An 18,501-nucleotide genomic window follows, 5' to 3' on the forward strand; every position below is an offset into this window, starting at 1 on the left:
CCCGCCGGGCCGCCAGCAGGCGCGCCGTGCGGACGCAGCGCGAACAGCGCAATCGCGCCCACCGCCACGGCCAGCAGCACCCACGGCAGGACGCGACGAGGCCGCACGCGGCCTTTTTCGTCGGGCGCGTGCGGCTCGCGCACAGGGGTTTCATCAGGAGTTTTGGGAGGCTCTACGCGCTTGTCCATGCCGTTCGCGATACGTGAATGAAGCCGCGAACGATACGGTATGACGCGTTTATCTTGTTGATTCTTAATGGAATCAACACAATATATCCAGATTGACACACGATATGCAGCCCGGCTGTTAAGGAATTGTCGGACAATGAAAGCTGCCTTTTCGTCAACCGCCAGCCTTGAACAACGCTCCCATTCTCATCGTCGAAGACGATCCGGACATCAGCGCGCCGCTCGCCCAGTTTCTGGGCGGCAAGGGCTATCGCACGCGCGTGGCCGGCAGCGCCGAACAGGCGCTCGCGCTGCTCGCGCAGGAGAGCGTGGAACTCGTGCTGCTCGACGTGATGCTGCCGGGCATGGACGGCCTGGAATTGTGCCGACGCCTGCGGGCCTCTGGCGGCCCGCGCATCATCATGCTGACCGCACTGGTCGAAACGACGGATAAAGTGATCGGCCTAGAACTGGGCGCGGACGACTACGTCTCCAAGCCCTTCGATCTGCGCGAACTGCTCGCGCGCATCCGTTCCGCGTTACGGCGTCCGCCCAGCGGCGCGCCCGCTACCGCAGCCGCAACAAGCGCCGACGCGGCGCGCGACCCTGGCGCCGAACTCGTGATCGCGTTTTCGGGCCATACGTTCTATCCGTACCGCCGCTTCGTGCGCTCGCCCGCGGGCCTGCGCATCCCGCTCACGGGCGCGGAAACCGATCTGCTGCTGGTGTTCTGCCGCCAGGCCCGCCAGGTGCTGTCACGCGAAGAACTGATCGCACTCACGCGTGGCAAGAATTTCCCCATCGCCACGCGCTCGATCGACCTGCTCGTGAGCCGCCTGCGACGCAAGCTGAGCGGCGACGATCCGCTGGAAGAGACCATCCGCACGGTGCGCGCGGACGGCTACGCCTTCCAGCCCGATGTCGTCTTCGAGTGATGCACGCCTGATGCGCCGCTTTTTCTCCGACTTCTTCTCCACCACGCTCGGGCAGATTCTCGCCATCATCGCGTGCTCGTCGGTCTTCACGTTCGGCTTGTTTATCGTGCTGCTGTTCTATCCGGGCGGACCGCCGACGCCGCCGTGGCCGTGGCCGCCCACGTACCGCATCGCCAATATCGCGCGCCTGCTCGCACAAACACCCGCCGACGCGCGCGCAAAAACAGCGCTGGCCCTGCAATCGCCCAGCGTCACGCTGAACATGACCGCCCAGCCCGCGCGCTGCACGGTCTACACGCTCGACAACGGCGAACTGCAGCGCTCGCTGCGCGACGAATTGCGCGATATCGGCGCAACGGTCAGCGTGCACTCCTGCGATGCGCGCGACCCGAACGCCACGATCCAGGTGCTGGTGCGCCTGCACGACACCGATACGACGGTGCTCGAAGCACGCACTCAGCGCATTGGCCCCGAGCCTCCACGCCTCACCTTCCCCTTCGTCGGCGCGTTGATCTTCCTGTGCGTGGGCGTGGCAGCCATGTCTGCGTGGGCGGTGTCGCGCGTGATCCGTCCGCTGCGGCGGCTGGCCGACAAGGCCGAGGCCTTTGGCCGCGAGATCGCGCTTGCACCTATCGAGGAAGAAGGCCCGCTGGAAATCCGCCGCGCCGCGCACGCGTTCAACCTGATGCAGGAGCGCATCACGCATTCGCTGCACAACCGCACGCGCATGCTCGCGGCGGTGAGCCACGACCTGCGCACGCCGCTCACGCGCATGCGCCTGCAACTCGACACCAACGAAAGCGACACCGTGCGCGACAAGCTGCGCAAGGACATTGATCTGATGCAGACCATGGTGTCGTCGGCGCTGGCGTTTTTGAGTTCGGGCAGCGGCGACGAAAACAAGGAGTGGCTCGATCTGAGCGCCCTGATCGCGACGATCTGCGACGAGTACGAGGAAGCGGGCGCGGTGATCCGCTACGAAGGACCGCGCCAGATTCGCTGCTTCTGCCGTCCCGATGGCATGCAGCGCGTGCTGGCGAATCTGATCGACAATGCGCTGCGCTTTGGCGAAACCGTGGTGGTGGTGGCGTCGGTGCGCGCGGAAACGATCCTGATCGACGTGAGCGACGATGGCCCCGGTATCCCCGAAACGCGGCTGCGCGACGTGCTCGAACCGTTCGTGCGCCTCGATCCTTCGCGCGGCGGCCAGCCCGGCAGCGTCGGCCTGGGACTCGCGATCGTGCGCGATATCGTGCGCGCGCACGGCGGTGAACTGACGCTGATTAACCGCCGTCCCACCGGCCTGACGGCCCGCATCGTGCTGCAACAGTCCACGCGCAACGCGGTGGTGCAAGACGAAGCACCGCAGCACTAAGCCGCTGTGTATGGCTGCGGCGAAACGTCTCGCCAGCGCGCGATTTTCGCTGCCGTCTTTGCCTGACGATTTGCCGCTCATGCGTTACGATGCGCGGATGTCTTTTTCCGCCACCGCCCGTCGACGTCTTTCTGTATGGCTTGCCCTGCTCGCCATGTGGCTCGTCGTGGTCGTGCCGGTCGCCAGCCAGTTGATGAGCGCCGCCCACGCGGCAACGCCCGATACCGCCAGCATTCTGTGCTCGGCGACGGCGGCGCAAGAACCGGCTTCCTCGTCTCATCTTCACACCGATCGCCTCGCCGCCTGTGGGTACTGCTCCCTGCTTGCCCACCAGCCCGCGATGCCGGCCCCGCCCTCCGCCGCGCTCGCGCTCGTCGCCATCTCGGTGACCGTTGCCAGCGCGCTGCCCACTGCGCAGCATGTTCCCGCTGCCGCCTTCCCTTCGGGCCGGCCACGCGCCCCGCCTGCTACCTCCGCTTTCTACGCCTGACATAGCGCGATTCGTCGCGATGCCGCGCTGCGCTGTTTTCGCGCGCGCGTGCCTGCGCATGGCGCGATTCGCCGTGTCGGCCCTGCCTATTCCTGTCTACATCACACACGCCTTCAATTTTGTTCAGGAGAACGATGATGCGTCGCTGCTTCCACCATTTCGCCCTTGCCATGCCGCTCGCTATCGCGGCGCTTCCCGCACTCGCGGCACCGCCCAGTGCGATCAAAGTGTCCGACTGCTGGGTTCGCTCGATGCCGGGCAGCGTACCTTCGGGCGGCTATTTCAAGCTCGCGAATACTAGCGCCAAGCCGGTCGACCTCACGGAAGTCAGCACCGACGCCTTCGGCATGGCCATGCTGCATCAGTCGATGAGCAGCGGCAGCGCGTCGAAAATGGTCATGGTCGACAAGGCGACCGTGCCCGCCAACGGCACGCTCGCCTTCGCACCGGGCGGCTATCACGTGATGTTCGAGGAAGCAAAGAAGCCGTTGACCGTTGGATCGACGATTCCCGTGACCTTCGATTTCAGTGACGGTGAAAAGATCGTGGCGCAATGCGCCGTGAAGAACGCAGCAGGTCAGTAAGCGCCCTGCACGCGGGTGCGCGAAGCGGGCGGGTCCGTCACGATCGACCGCAACGCTTCGCGCCCATTGCGCGCATTCTCGCGTAGGCGCTGCAAGTCCGGCTTGGGACGCGCCAGCGCCGGATCGCGCGCAAACGCTGTTTCTAGCATCTGCGCGATATCGAGCAGGCGCGTGTCGCCGCGCATCGGACCAATCATCTGCAGACCGAAGGGCATGCCCGCGTGATCGACACCGCACGGCAGCGATAAGGACGGATTCGTCAGCACAGTGACGATGTATGTGAGCGCGACCCAGCGATAGTAGTTTTCGAGCCGCGTGCCGTCGATCGCTTCGCAGTGGGACGTCGTCCATGCAAATGGCGTCACGGGCGATACCGGCGAAACAATCACGTCATAACGCTGGAAATGCATCTGAAATTGCCGATAGAGCGCCGTGCGCTGCGTGTCGGCACGCGCGACATCGGCGAGCGTCAAGGCGCTGCCCATTTCGTAGTTCGCGCGCGTATTCGCACCCAGCGCAGCAGGATCGCGCTCATACGTCTCACGCAGACTCGCAACGAACTCCTGCGCACGCACCACATCGAAGACGCGGTGCGCCTCGCGCAGATCGAGAGAGACCGCTTCGCAATGTCCCACGAGACGCGACAGGCGCGCGATCTTCTCCCTGAACGCCGCGCGAATCGACGGGTCGACGGCGCAAGCGCCAAAGTCCTCCGTATAGCCCACGCGCAGCGTGGCCGGATCGATTCGCGGCGCTGAAGCCAACGCGTCGATGTGCGCGGGATAGCCGAGCGGATCGGCAGCGTCATGACCGGCGAGCGCGGCGAGTTGCAGACGTACGTCGGCGACACTGCGCCCCATCGGCCCGCTGACCCAATTCGGCGCCCAGCCCAGCACGCGCCGTTCGGACGGCACCAGACCCGGCGACGCCCGAAAACCCACTACGCCACATAGCGCGGCCGGGATGCGCAAAGACCCGCCAAGATCCGAACCCGTCGCAAGCGGCAGCATGCCGGTTGCCAGCGCAACCGCCGATCCGCCCGAGGAACCGCCCGCGTTCAGGCGCGGATCGAACGGATTGCCGGTCGCGCCCCACACGACATTGCGCGTATTCGCGCCCGCGCCCATTTCCGGCACGTTGGTCTTGGCCGTCACGATGGCTCCGGCAGCACGCAGACGCGCGACGAAGAGATTGTCCGCAGCGGGCACGTAGTCACGGTAGAGCGGCGAGCCGTACGTCGTCAGCAGCCCGGCGGTCTCTTCCAGATCTTTCACGCCGATCGGCAAACCGTGCAGCAGACCATTTGCATCGCCACGCGCGATGGCTTGTTCGGCGCGGCGCGCTTCGTCGCGTGCGCGCTCGAACGCCGTGGCCGCCAGCGCATTGACCGACGGCTCGATCGCTTCGATGCGCGCGAGGCAAGCGTCCAGCAATTCGAGCGGCGACAGCTCGCCCTTGCCGATCAGACGGCGCGCCTCGACGGCGGATAACTCACACAGTGCAGCGGACATTCGAACCCTTCCAGACAGCGCGATTCACGTTTCCCATTGAGAGCTGCCATCAGGCCACCCTCAGGCCGCCAGCGCGCGCCCCGATTGATCGACGCAAGCCACGATCGCATCGCGCGTGTTGAGCAGATGCACACGTGTCTGCTCGTGGACGGCGGCGCTGTCGCGCGCGCGCCAGGCGGTGAGGAGTTGTGCGTGCTCGTCGTTGTTGCTCGCCATGATATCGGGCTGCACATACAGTGACAGCGACACATACGGACGCGCCAGCAGCGACAGCCCCCGCACCACTTCGAACAGACGTGTATCGGCCTCGCACTGCATCAGATACTGGTGAAAATCCTCGTTGAGCAAGGCCCATTGCCCGGAACCTGGCGTGACGTCGCTCATGGCCTCGTGGCTCGCCTGCGCCGCGTCGATCTGCGCGGCGCTCGCACGCAGACAGGCGCGCGCCGCGAGCATCGGCTCCAGCATCATGCGCAATTCGTAGATCTCGCTGACGTCGCCCGCCGTCAGCCCGCGCACTTCGACGCCCTTGTTCGGATCGATTGCAACCAGCCCTTCCGCGCGCAGATCGCGAAACGCCTCGCGCACCGGCGTCGTACTCACGCCGAGCCGTTTGGCGACCTCCTCCTGCCGCAAACGCATGCCCGCCGCGTACACGCCTTGCAGAATCTCCGCGCGCAGCGTGCCGAGAACGTACTCCTGAATCGTGCGATACGGCCTGGCCATGATGTCTCCCGTTTTGATTGCCTTGCTGTTCTGCGTCAGGCAGCGGCTTCCGCCGAGGTGGCAAGCGCAAGCTCGCGCCGCGCGCCAATCACCTGCTCGACCCATGCGGCCACACGCAACGTCGCCAGGTCCTCGCCAAATGCGCCGATTATCTGGAAGCCCAGCGGCAATCCGGTTTCGGTCCAGCCCGACGGCACCGTTACGGCAGGCACGCCCATCAGGCTCCACGGCGCACAGAACGTGGGATCGCCCGTATCGTCCAGCCCCTCGGGCGCAGCGCCCGTGGCAGGCACGCTCACCAGCGCATCGCAGCCCGCCAGCAATTGCGCCGATCTTTGCCGCACTTGCGCCTGAAGCGCGAGCGCCGCCTCGTAGCGCGCTTGCGGCATCGCCGCGCCTTCATCGATCAATGAGCGCATAGGCGCACTCAGTTGATCGCGATGATCGCGCGCTTCAGGAGCGACCGCGCGCCACGCCTCGACCCGCAGAATCACCTGCAGGGCATCGACGATTCGCGCGATATCCGCATCGAAAGCGATCTCGGTCACCACTGCGCCCGCCGCGCGCAAACACGCAAGCGACGCCTCGAAATTCGCCTTCTGCGCGTCCTGCAAACGGTCGTCGAACGGCGTACGCACGACGCCCAGACGCGGCGGCGCGGCAAGCGGCGCGAACCACGTACGCCAGGCTTCGGCGCTGTCGATGGCGTCGGTGCGCTTCGCCACCAGCAGCGCGTGCGCAAGCGCCGCGACTTCCACATCACGCGCGAAAAAACCAATGTGATCGAGCGAGGCCGCAAGCGCATGCACGCCTTCGCGCGAGATCGTGCCGTAGCTCGGCTTATAGCCCACCGCGCCGCAATAGGCAGCGGGACGAATTACCGAGCCCACCGTCTGCGTACCGAGCGCAAGCGGCACGATGCCCGCCCCCACGGACGCCGCCGAGCCGCTGGACGAGCCGCCCGGCGTATGCCCCGCCCGCCACGGATTGACCGTCGGCCCTGGCTGACGCCAGGCGAATTCGGTCGTCACGGTCTTGCCGAACAGCAGCGCGCCAAGCTCACGCAACTGCGCGACGACCGGCGCGTCGGCCTGCGGACGATGGCCGCGCCAGATCGGCGAGCCGTATGACGTCGGCATGTCGTCCGTGTCGATCAGATCCTTCACGCCCACGGGCAGGCCTGCGAGCGGCGTGCAGGCATCCGGCTCGACATACGAATCGGGACGGAAAGTAAAGGCGCGCAACGACGGTTCGAGCGCCTCGGCACGCGTGACGGCGGCGTCGATGCGCGCGCGGGTAGCGGCCACATTGCCGCGCTGCGCGATCAGCGTCGTCACGAACGACGGTCTGGCTTCGTTCATCCTGTCCTTCCATTCAAGGTGTCCGCGCAAAACGCGGACGCGAACATTGATACGTTGTACTTACTTCCCGGCGGCTGACGCAGCAAATGAATTATCGACGGCACTTGCATATGTCACGCTGCCCGGCTTGATATTGCCAATCGACTCCTGCAAATCCAGCGCGTTACGGAATGCCTGCTCTGAAATTACGGGTGTCGGCGCATAAATGTTTTGATCGATCAGGCGCCCCACCGCAGCGTCGACGATCTTCGCATCGAGCGAGGGAAACTCCGACCTGGCAACCGCTTTGGCCGTATCCGGCGACTGGTGAATAAGCGCCTCGGCTTCACCGATCGACTTCACGAAGGCAGCCACCATCTTCGGCTTATCCTTGATGGTCGCAGCAAGCGTATCGATGGTCGAGAACGCGTATCCGCCCGGATAGGCTTTCGGAAAGCCATACACAACCTTGTAACCCTGCGCAATGCCGGTATCCGCCTGCGGCTCGTAGACCGCCGCCGCCTGGCTGCGGCCCGCACTCACCGGGGCAAGCTCGGTGCCAAGCTGCACCGTATTGAGCGACACCTTCTCGATCTTCTGATCCTTGATAAGGCGTTGCAGCAGATACGTGCTGGTCGAAGGCGGCAATGCCGTGGCCACGCTCTTGCTCGACATATCGCCGGGCTGATGCACGCCGGCGTCGGGCGGCGCGATCACCCACACCGGCACACCGGCAACCACGTTCGCCACCGCCATCACGCTTGCACCCTTGAGATTCGCGAGCACGGCCGTCATCGGATCCTGCAGCGAAAAGTCTGCATGGCCGCCAATCACCGCCGCCACGCCCGCCGCGCCGCTACCTGCCGTCACCTTTTTAACGTCCAGACCGTTCTTCGCGAAGATGCCCTTGTCGATCGCCACATAGAGCGGCAAATACTGGATCGACTGGAACGCCTGATAAACCGTCACCGGCTCCGCCGCCTGCGCGGACGCCTGAACGCTCAACCCCGTCACCGCAGCCGCCAACGCCATTGCGCTTACTCGTTTCATCGTGTTGCCTTCCATGAAATGACCTTTGCTTCCGTGAATTGAACGATCCAGCCCAGCAGCGTCGCCATGAGCGTGAGAACGATAATGCCGAGCCACACCGTATTCAGATCGAACAGCGACCCCGCTACAAACACCTCGTGACCCAGCCCAGCCTGCGACGCGATATATTCGCCCACCACCGCACCGATCAGCGCGAAGCCGATATTCACGCGCAGCGTCGAGAACACCCACGGCAGCGCGCCCGGCACGATGAGCTTCGTAAAGATCATCGACGGCTTCGCGTTAAACGAGCGAAACAGATTGAGCAGATCCTTGTCGACTTCGCGCGCGGCGGCGCACGAAGAAATCATCGCCACCGCAAAAGTGGAAATGCCTGCCAGCCAGACCTTGGAGGTCATATCCGAGCCGAACCAGATGACGATAAGCGGGCCGAGTGCGATCTTCGGAATACTATTCAGGATCACTGACAACCCTTCCGCCACACCGGAGACTCGCGGCACGAACCAGAGCAACAGCCCCAGACCGATCCCAAGCCCGCTGCCCACCACCAGACCGACGACGGTTTCATACAGCGTCACCAGCGTATCGGGCACCAGCGTGCCGCCGTTTAGCCCTTGCTGCGCGGCCAGCCAGATACCAGCTGGAGAGCCGAGGAGTTTGCCGTTGATCCAGCCCGCCGACACCGCCATTTGCCAGAGCGCGATCAATGCGATGACAATCAGCGCAACCGCGCCCGTGGTGCCGAAACTACCCGCGCGGCGCGGCTTTGCGCGCCGGCGCTGCGGCGCTGGAGAGGAGATCGCGACGTCGCTCATGCTGGGGCTCCCGCGTGCTGGATGGTGTGGCTGCGCAGTCCGTTCCAGACGCGCGAATGGAAAGTGCGAAACTCGGGCGCTTCGCGCGCGGAGACCGCCGTACGTGGACCGTGCGTAGTGAGACGCACGTCGATATCGTCCTCGATGCGCGCTGGGCGGCCGCCTAGCAGGATCACGCGGTCGCTCATGGCAATCGCTTCTTCGATATCGTGCGTGACGAGCACGACGCTCGTGCCGCTCTGCTCTCGCAGCGCCATGACATCGTCTTCCAGCGCCAGGCGTGTTTCGTAGTCGAGCGCGGAAAATGGCTCGTCCAGCAGCACCAGCGTGGGATCGACGAGCAGCGTGCGGGTTAGCGCCACACGCTGGCGCATGCCGCCGGAAAGCGAATGCGGATAAGCATCGGCAACAGCGGCCAGACCATAGCGCGCGAGCATCTGGCGGGCGCGCTCGTAATCGGCAGGTTTGACCTTGCGATACAGTTCGATGCCAAGCACGGCGTTCTGCAACACCGTGCGCCACGGCATCAGCAGATCCTTTTGCAGCATGTAGGCGATGCGGCCGGCGCTGCCGTCGGCGCGCGCGCCTGCGCTGATGTGACCGGACTGCGGCTTGATCAGACCCGACACGAGATTGAACAAGGTGCTCTTTCCCGCGCCGCTGCGGCCGACGATCGACACGATCTCGCCGCTACGCACGCTGAAGTCGAGCCGATCGAAGATCGGTACGTCGACTCCATCTGCAGTCCGAAATGCATGACTGAGTTGATAGACCTTCAGGCGGTCCGTTCCCGACGCATGCGTCGATGCGATTTCCCCCGCGAGCGGGGATGCAATGGCAGAGACACTCATGGGCATCCTCATCGGTACGTGGCGTACATTTGCGCTGTGCACAACACATAATGCACAGTCAAAAAAACGCGACGCAAGCGAAAAAATAATTCCCGCGCAATTGGGAATTACACGCTCGATGATGGTGCGGAGAGGTTAAGGCAGGGTGCGGGGCGCACCAGAGAGGGGGGTAGGGATGAGTTTTGGTGCGGAGCGCTTTGGTCAGGTTTTGGATGGGGCTAGCTGGCTATTTGTGCTGGGCTTCTTCGCGCTTCTTTTTGCGCATCTCGGGAGTGAGGTAGGGATAGGCGCGTGTCAGATAGATGCTATCGATCCATGGTTCGGTACCGGGCGACTCGTCTCTAGATGGCCCGAGATAAGTTACAACGACGTCAACCGGAAAGCGGCTACGAGAGGTTTCCTTTGCTCGATATCTGAACGAAATGACGGTGCCGGTGGGAGAAAGCTGAATTCCATTCTTGGGAAATACGTTCTTCTCGCCGCCTCCACCAATCCAGTAGTCCTCTACCTGAAGCGTCTGCTTGATTTCATCGATTGAAACGCCGGTAACTGGCGATACGAAACGCGCAACAAACTCGTAAGGAACGGCGGCAACCTTAAGTCTGTCTTCCGATAGATCGAGTGGATCGTCTCTCGTCTCCATCCAGATATTAGATTCGGGAATCGACTGATTTTCGAACGTGAAAATTTCACATATTTCGTGCTGACATCGATTCCTCCTGTAAATTAAATCCCCAAATACCCGATCACCTTTAAATTCACCCGGATCTTCCCGAAGTGTTTTCATCGCCTCGGCCAGCATGCCAAGCAGCAGTGTTTTCTCAGATTGAGTGAGATTTCTAACCATTGCCACTGACTCCGATGTTTCTGATGTTTTGTTCGTAACTGCTTGTGCAGACACCTGGATTGAGGACAAAAGCACCGTCAGGCCTATGCCAATATTGATCCACCGCATTCTCGGTCGCATAGGCATCCTCTTCGTGGTAGTGCGTGTAGTAGCCCGTCTCATGCGTTGCCATCAGCGCCGCCTGTTCCGCGGTCACTCCACGCATCTCGCATACGGCCTGTTGAATGCGTTCGAAGTCAGCCCCAATAAGCTCCCACCCGGGTACGTCCTTTTGATACACGACGCGCCACCAGTAGTAAAAGACAAGCATCCGATGCATCCCAATCTTGACCCTTAGATCATCAGGAAACGGAGTGTGACTAGCGGTATTCCATTGTTCCCGTTTGAAGACCAACTCAAACATCCTCTCCATTCCGCCATACTGCGCATAGTCACCTGGGTAGCTTTTATAAAGCGAAGCGATCCAGAAAGTTTGCTGACAATGGCGAGCTTCGTGATACACAGTCCTGGCGAGGTCGCACAACGTATTCTGTAGGGCATTGACGGGAAACTCGGTCTTGTTTTCGTTGTCAGCCTCTAACTTCTTTTTTGCTGTTAGTAGAATTCGTTCAAGGTAAGGCTGACCGATCAACATCGCCCATAGATCTGCGCTGAACACGGCAAGCGTAGTTTGCGGATGTAAATTAAATTTCTCCAGCTTCTCCGCACTTGCGCTAATAATATTAGGCATCGCCGAGCCGGGAAGTCCGAACGGGCCGGCCCCAAGCGCAATTTCCAACGCACCCGACACGGCGGATGCAATCACCGGCAACGCTCGCGCAAACGGCAAGTCGGTCAATGCGTGCCAGTCAATCGACGTTAACTTTTCCTTGACGGCCGCCGTATAAGGCTTGGCAATAAAATACTCGACGTCATTTCTAGTATGAATACTCGCCGGTTCCTCTTTTGAGTTGTTCAGATATCGATAGCTCCGCAAGCCGAAATTGTCGGCATCACAGCTAAGGTAATCGGGCGCTTTGCCTTTTGATGTAGCGCCGGTTGTAGGCGTTTTGATCGTCTGCCCGCTAACTTTCAGTTCGCGAGCCGGTATCTCAGTCTTCGCGGGTGGCGGCAGCGCCGCATCTTGCGATATTGTTAAATGAGTTACGGAAATGACGTTGTCTGGCTCGCTTTGAGACATCAGCTCAATCGCACCGAACACCACCGCGTTACTTGTGACAAGATGCAGTTCGCCCAACTCATTGGTGACGCCGGAGATCATCTGCCCATCATCCAACGTGAGCCGATAAGGCTGATTGGGCACCGCAAACCCACCCCCATCCTCCACCAGCACATGATGTGCCGCAAACCTACCGGGCTTATCAGGCGACACCGGAAAGTCCACCGGCATCGGCTGCGGATCGTTCGTTCCATGATTCGCCGCATGCACCAGAAAATCGCCGCCGGTGTAACCCGTCAATCCCTCTGGCCGAAGCCGCAGCAACGTGCCGCCGCACAGAATATCGACGCCATTTTTCCCTGCTATGCGCACTATGCCGTTCGTACTGGTGATGGACAGATCGTCCTGCGCCGATTGCATCAATGAACTATTGCGCGACTGGAAATGCACCGGCCCCGGCGTGATGATCGTCACCGCCTTTTGCGCATAGAACGCAAGTCTTTCGCGTACCGACACAAAGAACGATTTTCCGCTTGCGATAGAAAGGTGACCGCCCGCAGTCAATGCCGAATGGCGTTCGCTCACGATATGCGTGTTGCCCGCCGACGCCGTATGCAAATTAGCCGCGCTCGATAGCGCGATATCGGGCTGCTCAAATTCAGGAAAGCTGTTTTGACCATTAGCCAATCCACCCTTTAATCTGGCATTGGCATCCTTAATTGCACTAAGCACGTCAGACTGGTCAGCATGCGCGTCTATTGCGTCATGACGCTGCGCCTGCGCCACGCAACTTTCATGCAGATCGCGCGCAGCGGTCAATTGCCCGATGGTCTCCCCCATCTCCTTGACTTTCCCCGCCGCTAACTTGCGTCCCCACGTCGTCAACAACAAACCCAGCGCCGCACGAATTCCACCGTGCTGGTCAGTGCGCAACTCGAACCCTTCGCCACGCGAGTCCTGTCGCCCTGTATTGCCATCGATCCGCGTGATATAGCCGATGCTCAAACTCGACTTGCCGTGATCGCTTGCGAGTTGTGCCTGCATCTGCCCCTGCGTGTCGTCCAGCGCCAGATGATTGGTTTGCGTGCCGAGCCCCAGGCTCTTGCTCACCATGCCGCTGAGCGCCTGATTGGCAGGCATTTTCCACGGCGGCCGGTTATTCTCGTCCACAACAAAGCCGACGATAACCGGTCTGTCCGGATCGCCGTGCATATAACCCACCAGCACCTGCTGGCCACATCGCGCATGCGTGACCGTGCCCATGCCGTTGCCCTGCCACTGGGTCGCCAGCCGAACCCAGATGGCCGATTTGCCGTCATATTGGCCCGTGCGATCCCAATCGAATTGCACCAGCGCGCGGTTATATTCATCGACAAACATCTCCGCGTTCTCAGGACCGACGATCACCGCATATTCAAAGCCGCCGATAATCGGTCGCGGCGTAATGTGCGGCATACGATACGGTTCGCCCAGCGGTCGCATTTCGAAAGAAGCCGTGACAGCATATTCGCGCGTCGAACTCGATGTCGTGCCGGTCGCGCAAATGTCCACCTTGCAGCCAATCACCAAGTATTCGCCATTCGCCGCTTGATGCGGATGGTGCGTCACCGTGAGCGTTTTGCCGGATTCGATTCCCCGAAGCGCACCCTTGGCCTGCGCGCGAAGTCCTTCCGCGCGTATCGCCTCCAGCTTGATACGTGCGAATTCGCGGGCGGTCTCGCGCCAGTTGCTTTCGTCATAGGGTGCGTCGCGGCGCGTTTTCGGCAACGCGAAATCGGCACGCGTGAAGATTTCCTGATCTGCGTTCGCTGTATTTCGCGGATCGCGATATTCCGCGCGAAACGGAACCGAATAACGGTTCAAATGCGGCTGGATGTAACTATGATCCTGCACGGTGACGACGCCCGGTGTGACCGTGCTGGTAAGCGTCAATTCGCTGATGTGCTCTTCGTCGATATGCCCTTCGCCAGAGTGATAGCGCAGCGTTTCATAGGCGCGCTCATGCTTGCGACAGGCGTTCGCCGTGTCGGCAATGACGAGGGTGTGTTCGCGCCCATGATGCTCGAACCAGACGATGAAGCCCCATTCCTCGCACAGACGCAAAAAGAATTGCCAGTCTGTTTCCCAAGCCTGCCGGATATAGTCGCGCTGCGGATAGCGCGAAGAACCGATGCGCCATTCAATCTGACCATAGCGGCTAATGACGTCTTCCAGTATCTGGACGATCGAGCCGCTAAAAAAGCGCGAATCCTGCTTTAAAGCCGCAAGCGAGAACGATGGACGCACAACGAATTCGTAGACGATCTCGAACCCGTCGTTACTCAGCACGCGCGCCGACGCGACGATCCCGTTGATATGCCGCGTGCCCGCGCCCGTACTGGTTGTGGTGATGCTTCTGCGGTCACGCGAAACGCGCAGGCTGTCCTGGCGCTCCAGATCGATGGTCAGCCAGACGGGCGAGCCCGCGATACGGTCGAGATCGATCTTCGTGCGCTCGTCTTCGTCAAAGAAGCCCGACGCAATGCTCGCACGCGCAATGGCTTCCACGCGGTATTCGAAGAGTTGCCCGATGCCTTCACGCCCGACGATACGGCGCGGCGCCAAGACGGCCTCGCCACATTCGCGTCCATACGAGGCTAGCGTTTTCCGTTCGGGCAGCGCCGGGCCGCGCATATCGAGCATCTGCCATTGCCCGCCCGTCATGACGCGGCCCTGATCCGGACCCCGTCACACGCCAATCCTGCGTCTCGCATCGTCCACTCCAGGTCTCACAGGCTGCTGAGGTCGCCGCCCATACTCGCTAGAATGATCTTGCACAGGATAAATTTGTATCCGAAAACTCTTAAATCGGCAGGTGCCGCCGCACGCTCATCATTCGCCAATCCACGAGCCGCGCAGGTCGCTTTCGTGCAGGAGTTGCAGCAGCGTTTGCGCCGGGCGGCTCAAGCGCTTCGCGGCGAGGGCGATGAATTCCACGTCGGGCAAGACGGGCAGGCTCGCCACATTGACGGGTGGCGCCAGCCCGCGTGCCGCCAGATATTGCGGACGCACCGTGATGCCCAGGCCGCCGCGCGCCGCCGCCACACAGCCTGAATGACTGCTGCTCGTGCACACCACCTGCCAGCGGAAATCGGTCTGCGCGAGTGCGTCGAGCACCACGGCCCGCGTCACGCTCGGCTCGGCCACGAGAATCAGCGGCAGCGGCTGTGCGAGATCCACCGCCGTGCCGGCTCGCACGAGCCATTCGAGCCGCCCCGTGAATAGCGCAGTGCCGCGCCTGTCGCCCAGGCGTCGCTTGCCCACCATCAGTTCGATCGCCCCTTCGTCCAGCAACTCGTAGAGTTGCCCGGTCATGCCGATGGTGATCTCCAGCTCCACGTCGGGATGCGCGTTGCGAAAAGCCGTGAGCACCGCGGGCAGCGGGCCGAGCGCGATGTCGTCGGAGCAGCCCAAGCGTACGCGACCCCGCAGGCGCGGCGCGCGGAATTGAGATTCGGCGCGATTGATCGCCTGCAGGATCGCGCCTGCGTGCGCCAGCATCGCTTCGCCGTCGGGCGTGATCGCCAGCGAATGCGTATCGCGCACGAACAGACGCCGGCCGATTTCCTCTTCGAGGCGGCGGACATGTTCGCTGACGCTCGACTGCGTCAGGTCGAGCTGGCGCGCGGCCTCGGTGAAGCTATGGCAGGCGGCGACGGTCGCGAACGATTTGAGCCAGATGGGATTGAGCATGCTTCATTGTGACACTGTTATCGCCGATGCCGATAACAGTCAGCGTCCTCAGTGGGGTTCCCGATTGCGGGCGATGACAATATCATGACGGCATTGCAGATCATTGCGCCGCGGGCCCGCGCTTTACAGCGCTTTTATCTTCCCGCGCGCGCCCAAGAAGTCCCCGAATGAACCAGGATTCAAGCCAGACGGCCCTGCTGTGGATCGTCGCCGCAGGCTTTTTCATGCAGGCGCTCGACACCACGATCGTCAACACCGCGCTGCCCACGATGGCGCAGAGCCTGGGCGTCAAGGCGCTCGCCATGCAGCCGGTGATCGTCGCCTACACGCTCACGATGGCGATGCTCACGCCCGCTTCGGGCTGGCTCGCCGACCGTTTCGGCACACGCCGCGTCTACTTCACCGCCATCCTCATTTTCGTGCTCGGCTCGCTGTGCTGCGCCAGCGCTCATACGCTGGGCCAGCTCGTGATCGCGCGCGTGTTGCAAGGCATCGGCGGGTCGATGCTGATGCCGATCGGTCGTCTCGCTGTGTTACGCGCCGTGAGCGGAGAGCAATACGTGTCCGCGTTGGCGCTGATTTCAGTTGCGGGTCAGGTGGGCCCGATCGTCGGGCCGACGCTCGGCGGCTGGTTCGTGCAGGCGATCACATGGCACTGGATCTTTCTCATCAACGTGCCGATCGGTCTTGCCGGGATGGTCGCCGTCCACCGCTATCTGCCGCGCGCGACCGCCAGCGCCGCGCCGCCTTTCGACGTGGTGGGCTGTGCACTGGTTTCGCTGTGCATGATTGCGTTTTCGCTCGCGTTCGATGCGCCTGTGCAGACGCATCGCGCGGCGTGGTCGGCAGGACTCTTTGTGCTGGGTCTGGCTGCGGCGCTCGTCTATGTGCCCTACGCGCGCCGTCGCAGCGATCCGCTCTTCAAACTCAAGTTGTTCGGCGAGCCCAATTTCAGCGTCGGTTTGATCGGCAATCTGGTGTGCCGGGTCGGGTCGAGCGCGGTGCCTTTTCTCGTGCCGCTGCTCATGCAGCTCGAACTCGGTTATTCGCCGCTGCGCTCCGGTCTCATGATGCTGCCTGCCGCGCTCGCGGGCACGGTGGCCAAGCGCTGGATCGCGCCGTTGATCCGTCGCTACGGTTATGACACGTTCCTGCTCGTCAACACGTCGATCGTGGGTGCGTCGATCGTTGCGTTCGCACTCATTTCGCGCGGCACGCCTGTTGCCGTCGAGATCATCGTACTGGCGATCTTCGGCGCGGCCAATTCGATGCAGTTCGCGGCGATGAATAGCGTCACGCTCAAGGGCCTTTCGCACGAGGATGCAGGCAGCGGGAATAGCCTGTTTTCGATGGTGCAGATGCTGGCAATGGGACTGGGCGTGACGATCGGCGGTGCGCTCGTGAGTCTGGTTGAAACCCATGGCGGCACGGTGGCGCTGGGCTTTCGCGTGAGTTTCGCGGTGGTGGGGGTGATTACGCTGGTATCGGCGCTGATTTTCCGGCGCATCGATGCGCCCGCCTCCGTACCGGCTTCGGCGGCTGCCGTGCCGGCGGGGACGGCGCGTCGCTAGACGCGGATCCGCGTAGCGACGCCTGGTACATGTACTGCCCACGCTGCGACCGAAGCCGGCCGCAGCGCGTAAGAAGGATCAGGCCAGCGACGACGCGTGCGGAACAATCACTGCGCCCTGCGGGCCGCCGGGGCCACCGCCAGGGCCGCCACCGCCGCCAGGACCACCGCCGTGGCCACCGCCACCGGGACCCCAGCCAGGACCGCAAAACGGCATCAGGCAGCAGCCACCCAGCGCTGTCGCCAGCGCAAGCACACCCGCGAGGGCGATCAATTTCTTCATATTCAGACTCATCGTCAAAGAGTGTATTTCGCGCGAACGCGGCTCAGCAGGTCAACCTCGCACCAGCGGCGCGCTGCGTAGTGGCTCGTATGCTTCCAGAATAGCGACGGCCCATGTTTACGCAGCGTTACACCGCCTTTCCTCGCCTTGCCGTTTTTCTCCTTGAATATCGTCGTTTCGAACGGTACTTACGGCTTTCCCGGCATCAAGCGCTTAGTAATGCAGAGCTTTCCAGCTCACAATCCATTACCTGATCGTTTTCGGAAGCGGCGCCGGACAAATTCATAAATGCATCGTCCGGACAAAAGACATAACCATCGCGGTAGCGCGTCTGGATGTACTGACGCCCGCAGGGGGAGAGGCCCAGCAGCTTGCGCAGGCGGAATACCACCACGTCCAGGCTGCGCGCGTGCAGTTTCGAATTGCGGTCGAGCAGGCTCAGAATGCGCTCGCGCGAGAGCGGGCGCATGCGGTTCGCGGCAAACACGGTCAGCACGGCCAGCGCCAGCGGCGGGGCCGAAATGCGCGCGCCATTCTTGAATAGCTGATTGCCAACCGCGTCGATTTCGAAACCGTCGAACGCATAGCGCGCTTCCTTTCCCGGCGAATTCGGCAAATCGATCTTGCAACGCAGCGCGTGCCGCATGCGTGCGAGCAATTCGCGCGGATCGTACGGATCGACCAGAAAGTCGTTGGCCCCGAGTTCGAAGGCCAGCACCTTGTCGGCCACATCGTTGGAGCGGCTCACGATGATCACAGGCACCGCATAGCCCGCTTCGCGCAGATTGCGCAACGCGCCGATACCGTCGATCTCGCAGGCTTCATGGCGAAGAATGATCAGCGACGGCATCTCGCGCGAGAGGCGCTGTTCCAGCCCTTGCACGCCATACAGCACCGACATCGCGATCTGCTGGCGCTGCAGGTAGCTGCGCAGGTTGTCCCGAGATACCTGATCAGGCTCGACAACAAGCACGTGAATATCCATCGATCTGTCCCTCACCAGGTGATTGCAGGCCATCGGTCGTCCCTGCACACAAGACGTAGTGAGGACGATTCGATGTGCGAC

17 protein-coding genes are annotated in these 18,501 nt (G+C 62.2%); 5 read left to right on the plus strand and 12 right to left on the minus strand.

Annotated features, from left to right (window positions below; genetic code table 11):
- On the minus strand, positions 1 to 188 hold a 188-nt coding region (locus F3J17_RS20660; RefSeq protein WP_167062898.1), incomplete at its 3' end, for a hypothetical protein.
- Positions 189 to 355: 167 nt separating this feature from the next.
- On the opposite strand from F3J17_RS20660, the gene F3J17_RS20665 reads away from it, so the two are divergent.
- The 4 genes from F3J17_RS20665 to F3J17_RS20680 all read left to right on the plus strand — a co-directional run bounded on the left by F3J17_RS20665 (position 356) and on the right by F3J17_RS20680 (position 3,551).
- The gene (locus F3J17_RS20665; RefSeq protein ID WP_167062901.1) at positions 356 to 1,102 is read left to right on the plus strand and encodes a response regulator transcription factor; all 747 of its coding nucleotides are present in this window, start codon (positions 356 to 358) and stop codon (positions 1,100 to 1,102) included.
- Positions 1,086 to 2,477, plus strand: coding sequence for an ATP-binding protein (locus F3J17_RS20670; protein ID WP_240161083.1), 1,392 nt, complete (start codon positions 1,086 to 1,088; stop codon positions 2,475 to 2,477). Before F3J17_RS20665 ends, F3J17_RS20670 begins: the two co-directional genes overlap by 17 nt.
- A 10-nt stretch (positions 2,478 to 2,487) precedes the next feature.
- Positions 2,488 to 2,967 (plus strand): DUF2946 domain-containing protein, encoded by a 480-nt coding sequence (locus F3J17_RS20675; protein WP_240161084.1) that lies wholly within the window; start codon positions 2,488 to 2,490, stop codon positions 2,965 to 2,967.
- Between the two features lie 134 nt (positions 2,968 to 3,101).
- Positions 3,102 to 3,551, plus strand: coding sequence for a copper chaperone PCu(A)C (locus tag F3J17_RS20680; RefSeq protein WP_240161085.1), 450 nt, complete (start codon positions 3,102 to 3,104; stop codon positions 3,549 to 3,551).
- Here the strand turns inward: F3J17_RS20680 and F3J17_RS20685 are convergent.
- The 9 genes from F3J17_RS20685 to F3J17_RS20725 all read right to left on the minus strand — a co-directional run bounded on the left by F3J17_RS20685 (position 3,545) and on the right by F3J17_RS20725 (position 15,582).
- Entirely contained in the window at positions 3,545 to 5,062 is a 1,518-nt protein-coding gene (locus tag F3J17_RS20685; RefSeq protein ID WP_167062907.1) for an amidase family protein, read from the minus strand. The genes F3J17_RS20680 and F3J17_RS20685 overlap by 7 nt on opposite strands.
- Positions 5,063 to 5,122: 60 nt before the next feature.
- The gene (locus tag F3J17_RS20690; RefSeq protein WP_167062909.1) at positions 5,123 to 5,788 is read right to left on the minus strand and encodes a GntR family transcriptional regulator; all 666 of its coding nucleotides are present in this window, start codon (positions 5,786 to 5,788) and stop codon (positions 5,123 to 5,125) included.
- A gap of 35 nt (positions 5,789 to 5,823) precedes the next feature.
- Positions 5,824 to 7,149: an amidase gene (locus tag F3J17_RS20695; protein WP_167062912.1), complete on the minus strand. Its 1,326-nt coding sequence runs from the start codon at positions 7,147 to 7,149 to the stop codon at positions 5,824 to 5,826.
- A 60-nt stretch (positions 7,150 to 7,209) separates the two neighbouring features.
- Positions 7,210 to 8,178, minus strand: a complete 969-nt coding sequence (locus F3J17_RS20700; protein WP_167062915.1) for an ABC transporter substrate-binding protein — start codon at positions 8,176 to 8,178, stop codon at positions 7,210 to 7,212.
- Complete coding sequence (locus F3J17_RS20705) at positions 8,175 to 8,993, minus strand: ABC transporter permease (RefSeq protein ID WP_167062918.1); 819 nt, start codon at positions 8,991 to 8,993, stop codon at positions 8,175 to 8,177. The genes F3J17_RS20700 and F3J17_RS20705 overlap by 4 nt, the downstream gene beginning before the upstream one ends.
- Entirely contained in the window at positions 8,990 to 9,844 is an 855-nt protein-coding gene (locus F3J17_RS20710) for an ABC transporter ATP-binding protein (RefSeq protein ID WP_240161086.1), read from the minus strand. Before F3J17_RS20710 ends, F3J17_RS20705 begins: the two co-directional genes overlap by 4 nt.
- A gap of 226 nt (positions 9,845 to 10,070) precedes the next feature.
- Positions 10,071 to 10,691: a hypothetical protein gene (locus F3J17_RS20715; RefSeq protein WP_167062921.1), complete on the minus strand. Its 621-nt coding sequence runs from the start codon at positions 10,689 to 10,691 to the stop codon at positions 10,071 to 10,073.
- Positions 10,684 to 14,553, minus strand: a complete 3,870-nt coding sequence (gene tssI, locus F3J17_RS20720) for a type VI secretion system Vgr family protein (protein WP_167062924.1) — start codon at positions 14,551 to 14,553, stop codon at positions 10,684 to 10,686. The genes F3J17_RS20715 and tssI overlap by 8 nt, the downstream gene beginning before the upstream one ends.
- Before the next feature lie 168 nt (positions 14,554 to 14,721).
- Positions 14,722 to 15,582: a LysR family transcriptional regulator gene (locus F3J17_RS20725; protein WP_167062927.1), complete on the minus strand. Its 861-nt coding sequence runs from the start codon at positions 15,580 to 15,582 to the stop codon at positions 14,722 to 14,724.
- Positions 15,583 to 15,749: 167 nt separating this feature from the next.
- Between F3J17_RS20725 and F3J17_RS20730 the strand changes: the two genes are divergently transcribed.
- Positions 15,750 to 17,153 (plus strand): DHA2 family efflux MFS transporter permease subunit, encoded by a 1,404-nt coding sequence (locus F3J17_RS20730; RefSeq protein WP_167062930.1) that lies wholly within the window; start codon positions 15,750 to 15,752, stop codon positions 17,151 to 17,153.
- Between the two features lie 78 nt (positions 17,154 to 17,231).
- Here the strand turns inward: F3J17_RS20730 and F3J17_RS20735 are convergent, their stop codons facing one another.
- Complete coding sequence (locus F3J17_RS20735; RefSeq protein WP_167062933.1) at positions 17,232 to 17,435, minus strand: hypothetical protein; 204 nt, start codon at positions 17,433 to 17,435, stop codon at positions 17,232 to 17,234.
- Between the two features lie 205 nt (positions 17,436 to 17,640).
- Complete coding sequence (locus F3J17_RS20740) at positions 17,641 to 18,420, minus strand: response regulator transcription factor (RefSeq protein WP_167062936.1); 780 nt, start codon at positions 18,418 to 18,420, stop codon at positions 17,641 to 17,643.
- Between the last annotated feature and the right edge of the window lie 81 nt (positions 18,421 to 18,501).

Source organism: Burkholderia sp. Ax-1719, assembly GCF_011753055.1.
Taxonomy (GTDB): domain Bacteria; phylum Pseudomonadota; class Gammaproteobacteria; order Burkholderiales; family Burkholderiaceae; genus Paraburkholderia.

Bases quoted from the DNA above. Each gene is read 5' to 3' on its own strand.
- F3J17_RS20700 (WP_167062915.1), bottom strand. From the start codon at position 8,178: ATGAAACGAGTAAGCGCAATGGCGTTGGCGGCTGCGGTGACGGGGTTG.
- F3J17_RS20735 (WP_167062933.1), bottom strand. From the start codon at position 17,435: ATGAAGAAATTGATCGCCCTCGCGGGTGTGCTTGCGCTGGCGACAGCG.
- F3J17_RS20730 (WP_167062930.1), top strand. From the start codon at position 15,750: ATGAACCAGGATTCAAGCCAGACGGCCCTGCTGTGGATCGTCGCCGCA.
- F3J17_RS20680 (WP_240161085.1), top strand. From the start codon at position 3,102: ATGATGCGTCGCTGCTTCCACCATTTCGCCCTTGCCATGCCGCTCGCT.
- F3J17_RS20710 (WP_240161086.1), bottom strand. From the start codon at position 9,844: ATGAGTGTCTCTGCCATTGCATCCCCGCTCGCGGGGGAAATCGCATCG.
- F3J17_RS20685 (WP_167062907.1), bottom strand. From the start codon at position 5,062: ATGTCCGCTGCACTGTGTGAGTTATCCGCCGTCGAGGCGCGCCGTCTG.
- F3J17_RS20695 (WP_167062912.1), bottom strand. From the start codon at position 7,149: ATGAACGAAGCCAGACCGTCGTTCGTGACGACGCTGATCGCGCAGCGC.
- F3J17_RS20740 (WP_167062936.1), bottom strand. From the start codon at position 18,420: ATGGATATTCACGTGCTTGTTGTCGAGCCTGATCAGGTATCTCGGGAC.
- F3J17_RS20675 (WP_240161084.1), top strand. From the start codon at position 2,488: ATGGCTGCGGCGAAACGTCTCGCCAGCGCGCGATTTTCGCTGCCGTCT.
- F3J17_RS20725 (WP_167062927.1), bottom strand. From the start codon at position 15,582: ATGCTCAATCCCATCTGGCTCAAATCGTTCGCGACCGTCGCCGCCTGC.
- tssI (WP_167062924.1), bottom strand. From the start codon at position 14,553: ATGACGGGCGGGCAATGGCAGATGCTCGATATGCGCGGCCCGGCGCTG.
- F3J17_RS20690 (WP_167062909.1), bottom strand. From the start codon at position 5,788: ATGGCCAGGCCGTATCGCACGATTCAGGAGTACGTTCTCGGCACGCTG.
- F3J17_RS20670 (WP_240161083.1), top strand. From the start codon at position 1,086: ATGTCGTCTTCGAGTGATGCACGCCTGATGCGCCGCTTTTTCTCCGAC.
- F3J17_RS20715 (WP_167062921.1), bottom strand. From the start codon at position 10,691: ATGGTTAGAAATCTCACTCAATCTGAGAAAACACTGCTGCTTGGCATG.
- F3J17_RS20705 (WP_167062918.1), bottom strand. From the start codon at position 8,993: ATGAGCGACGTCGCGATCTCCTCTCCAGCGCCGCAGCGCCGGCGCGCA.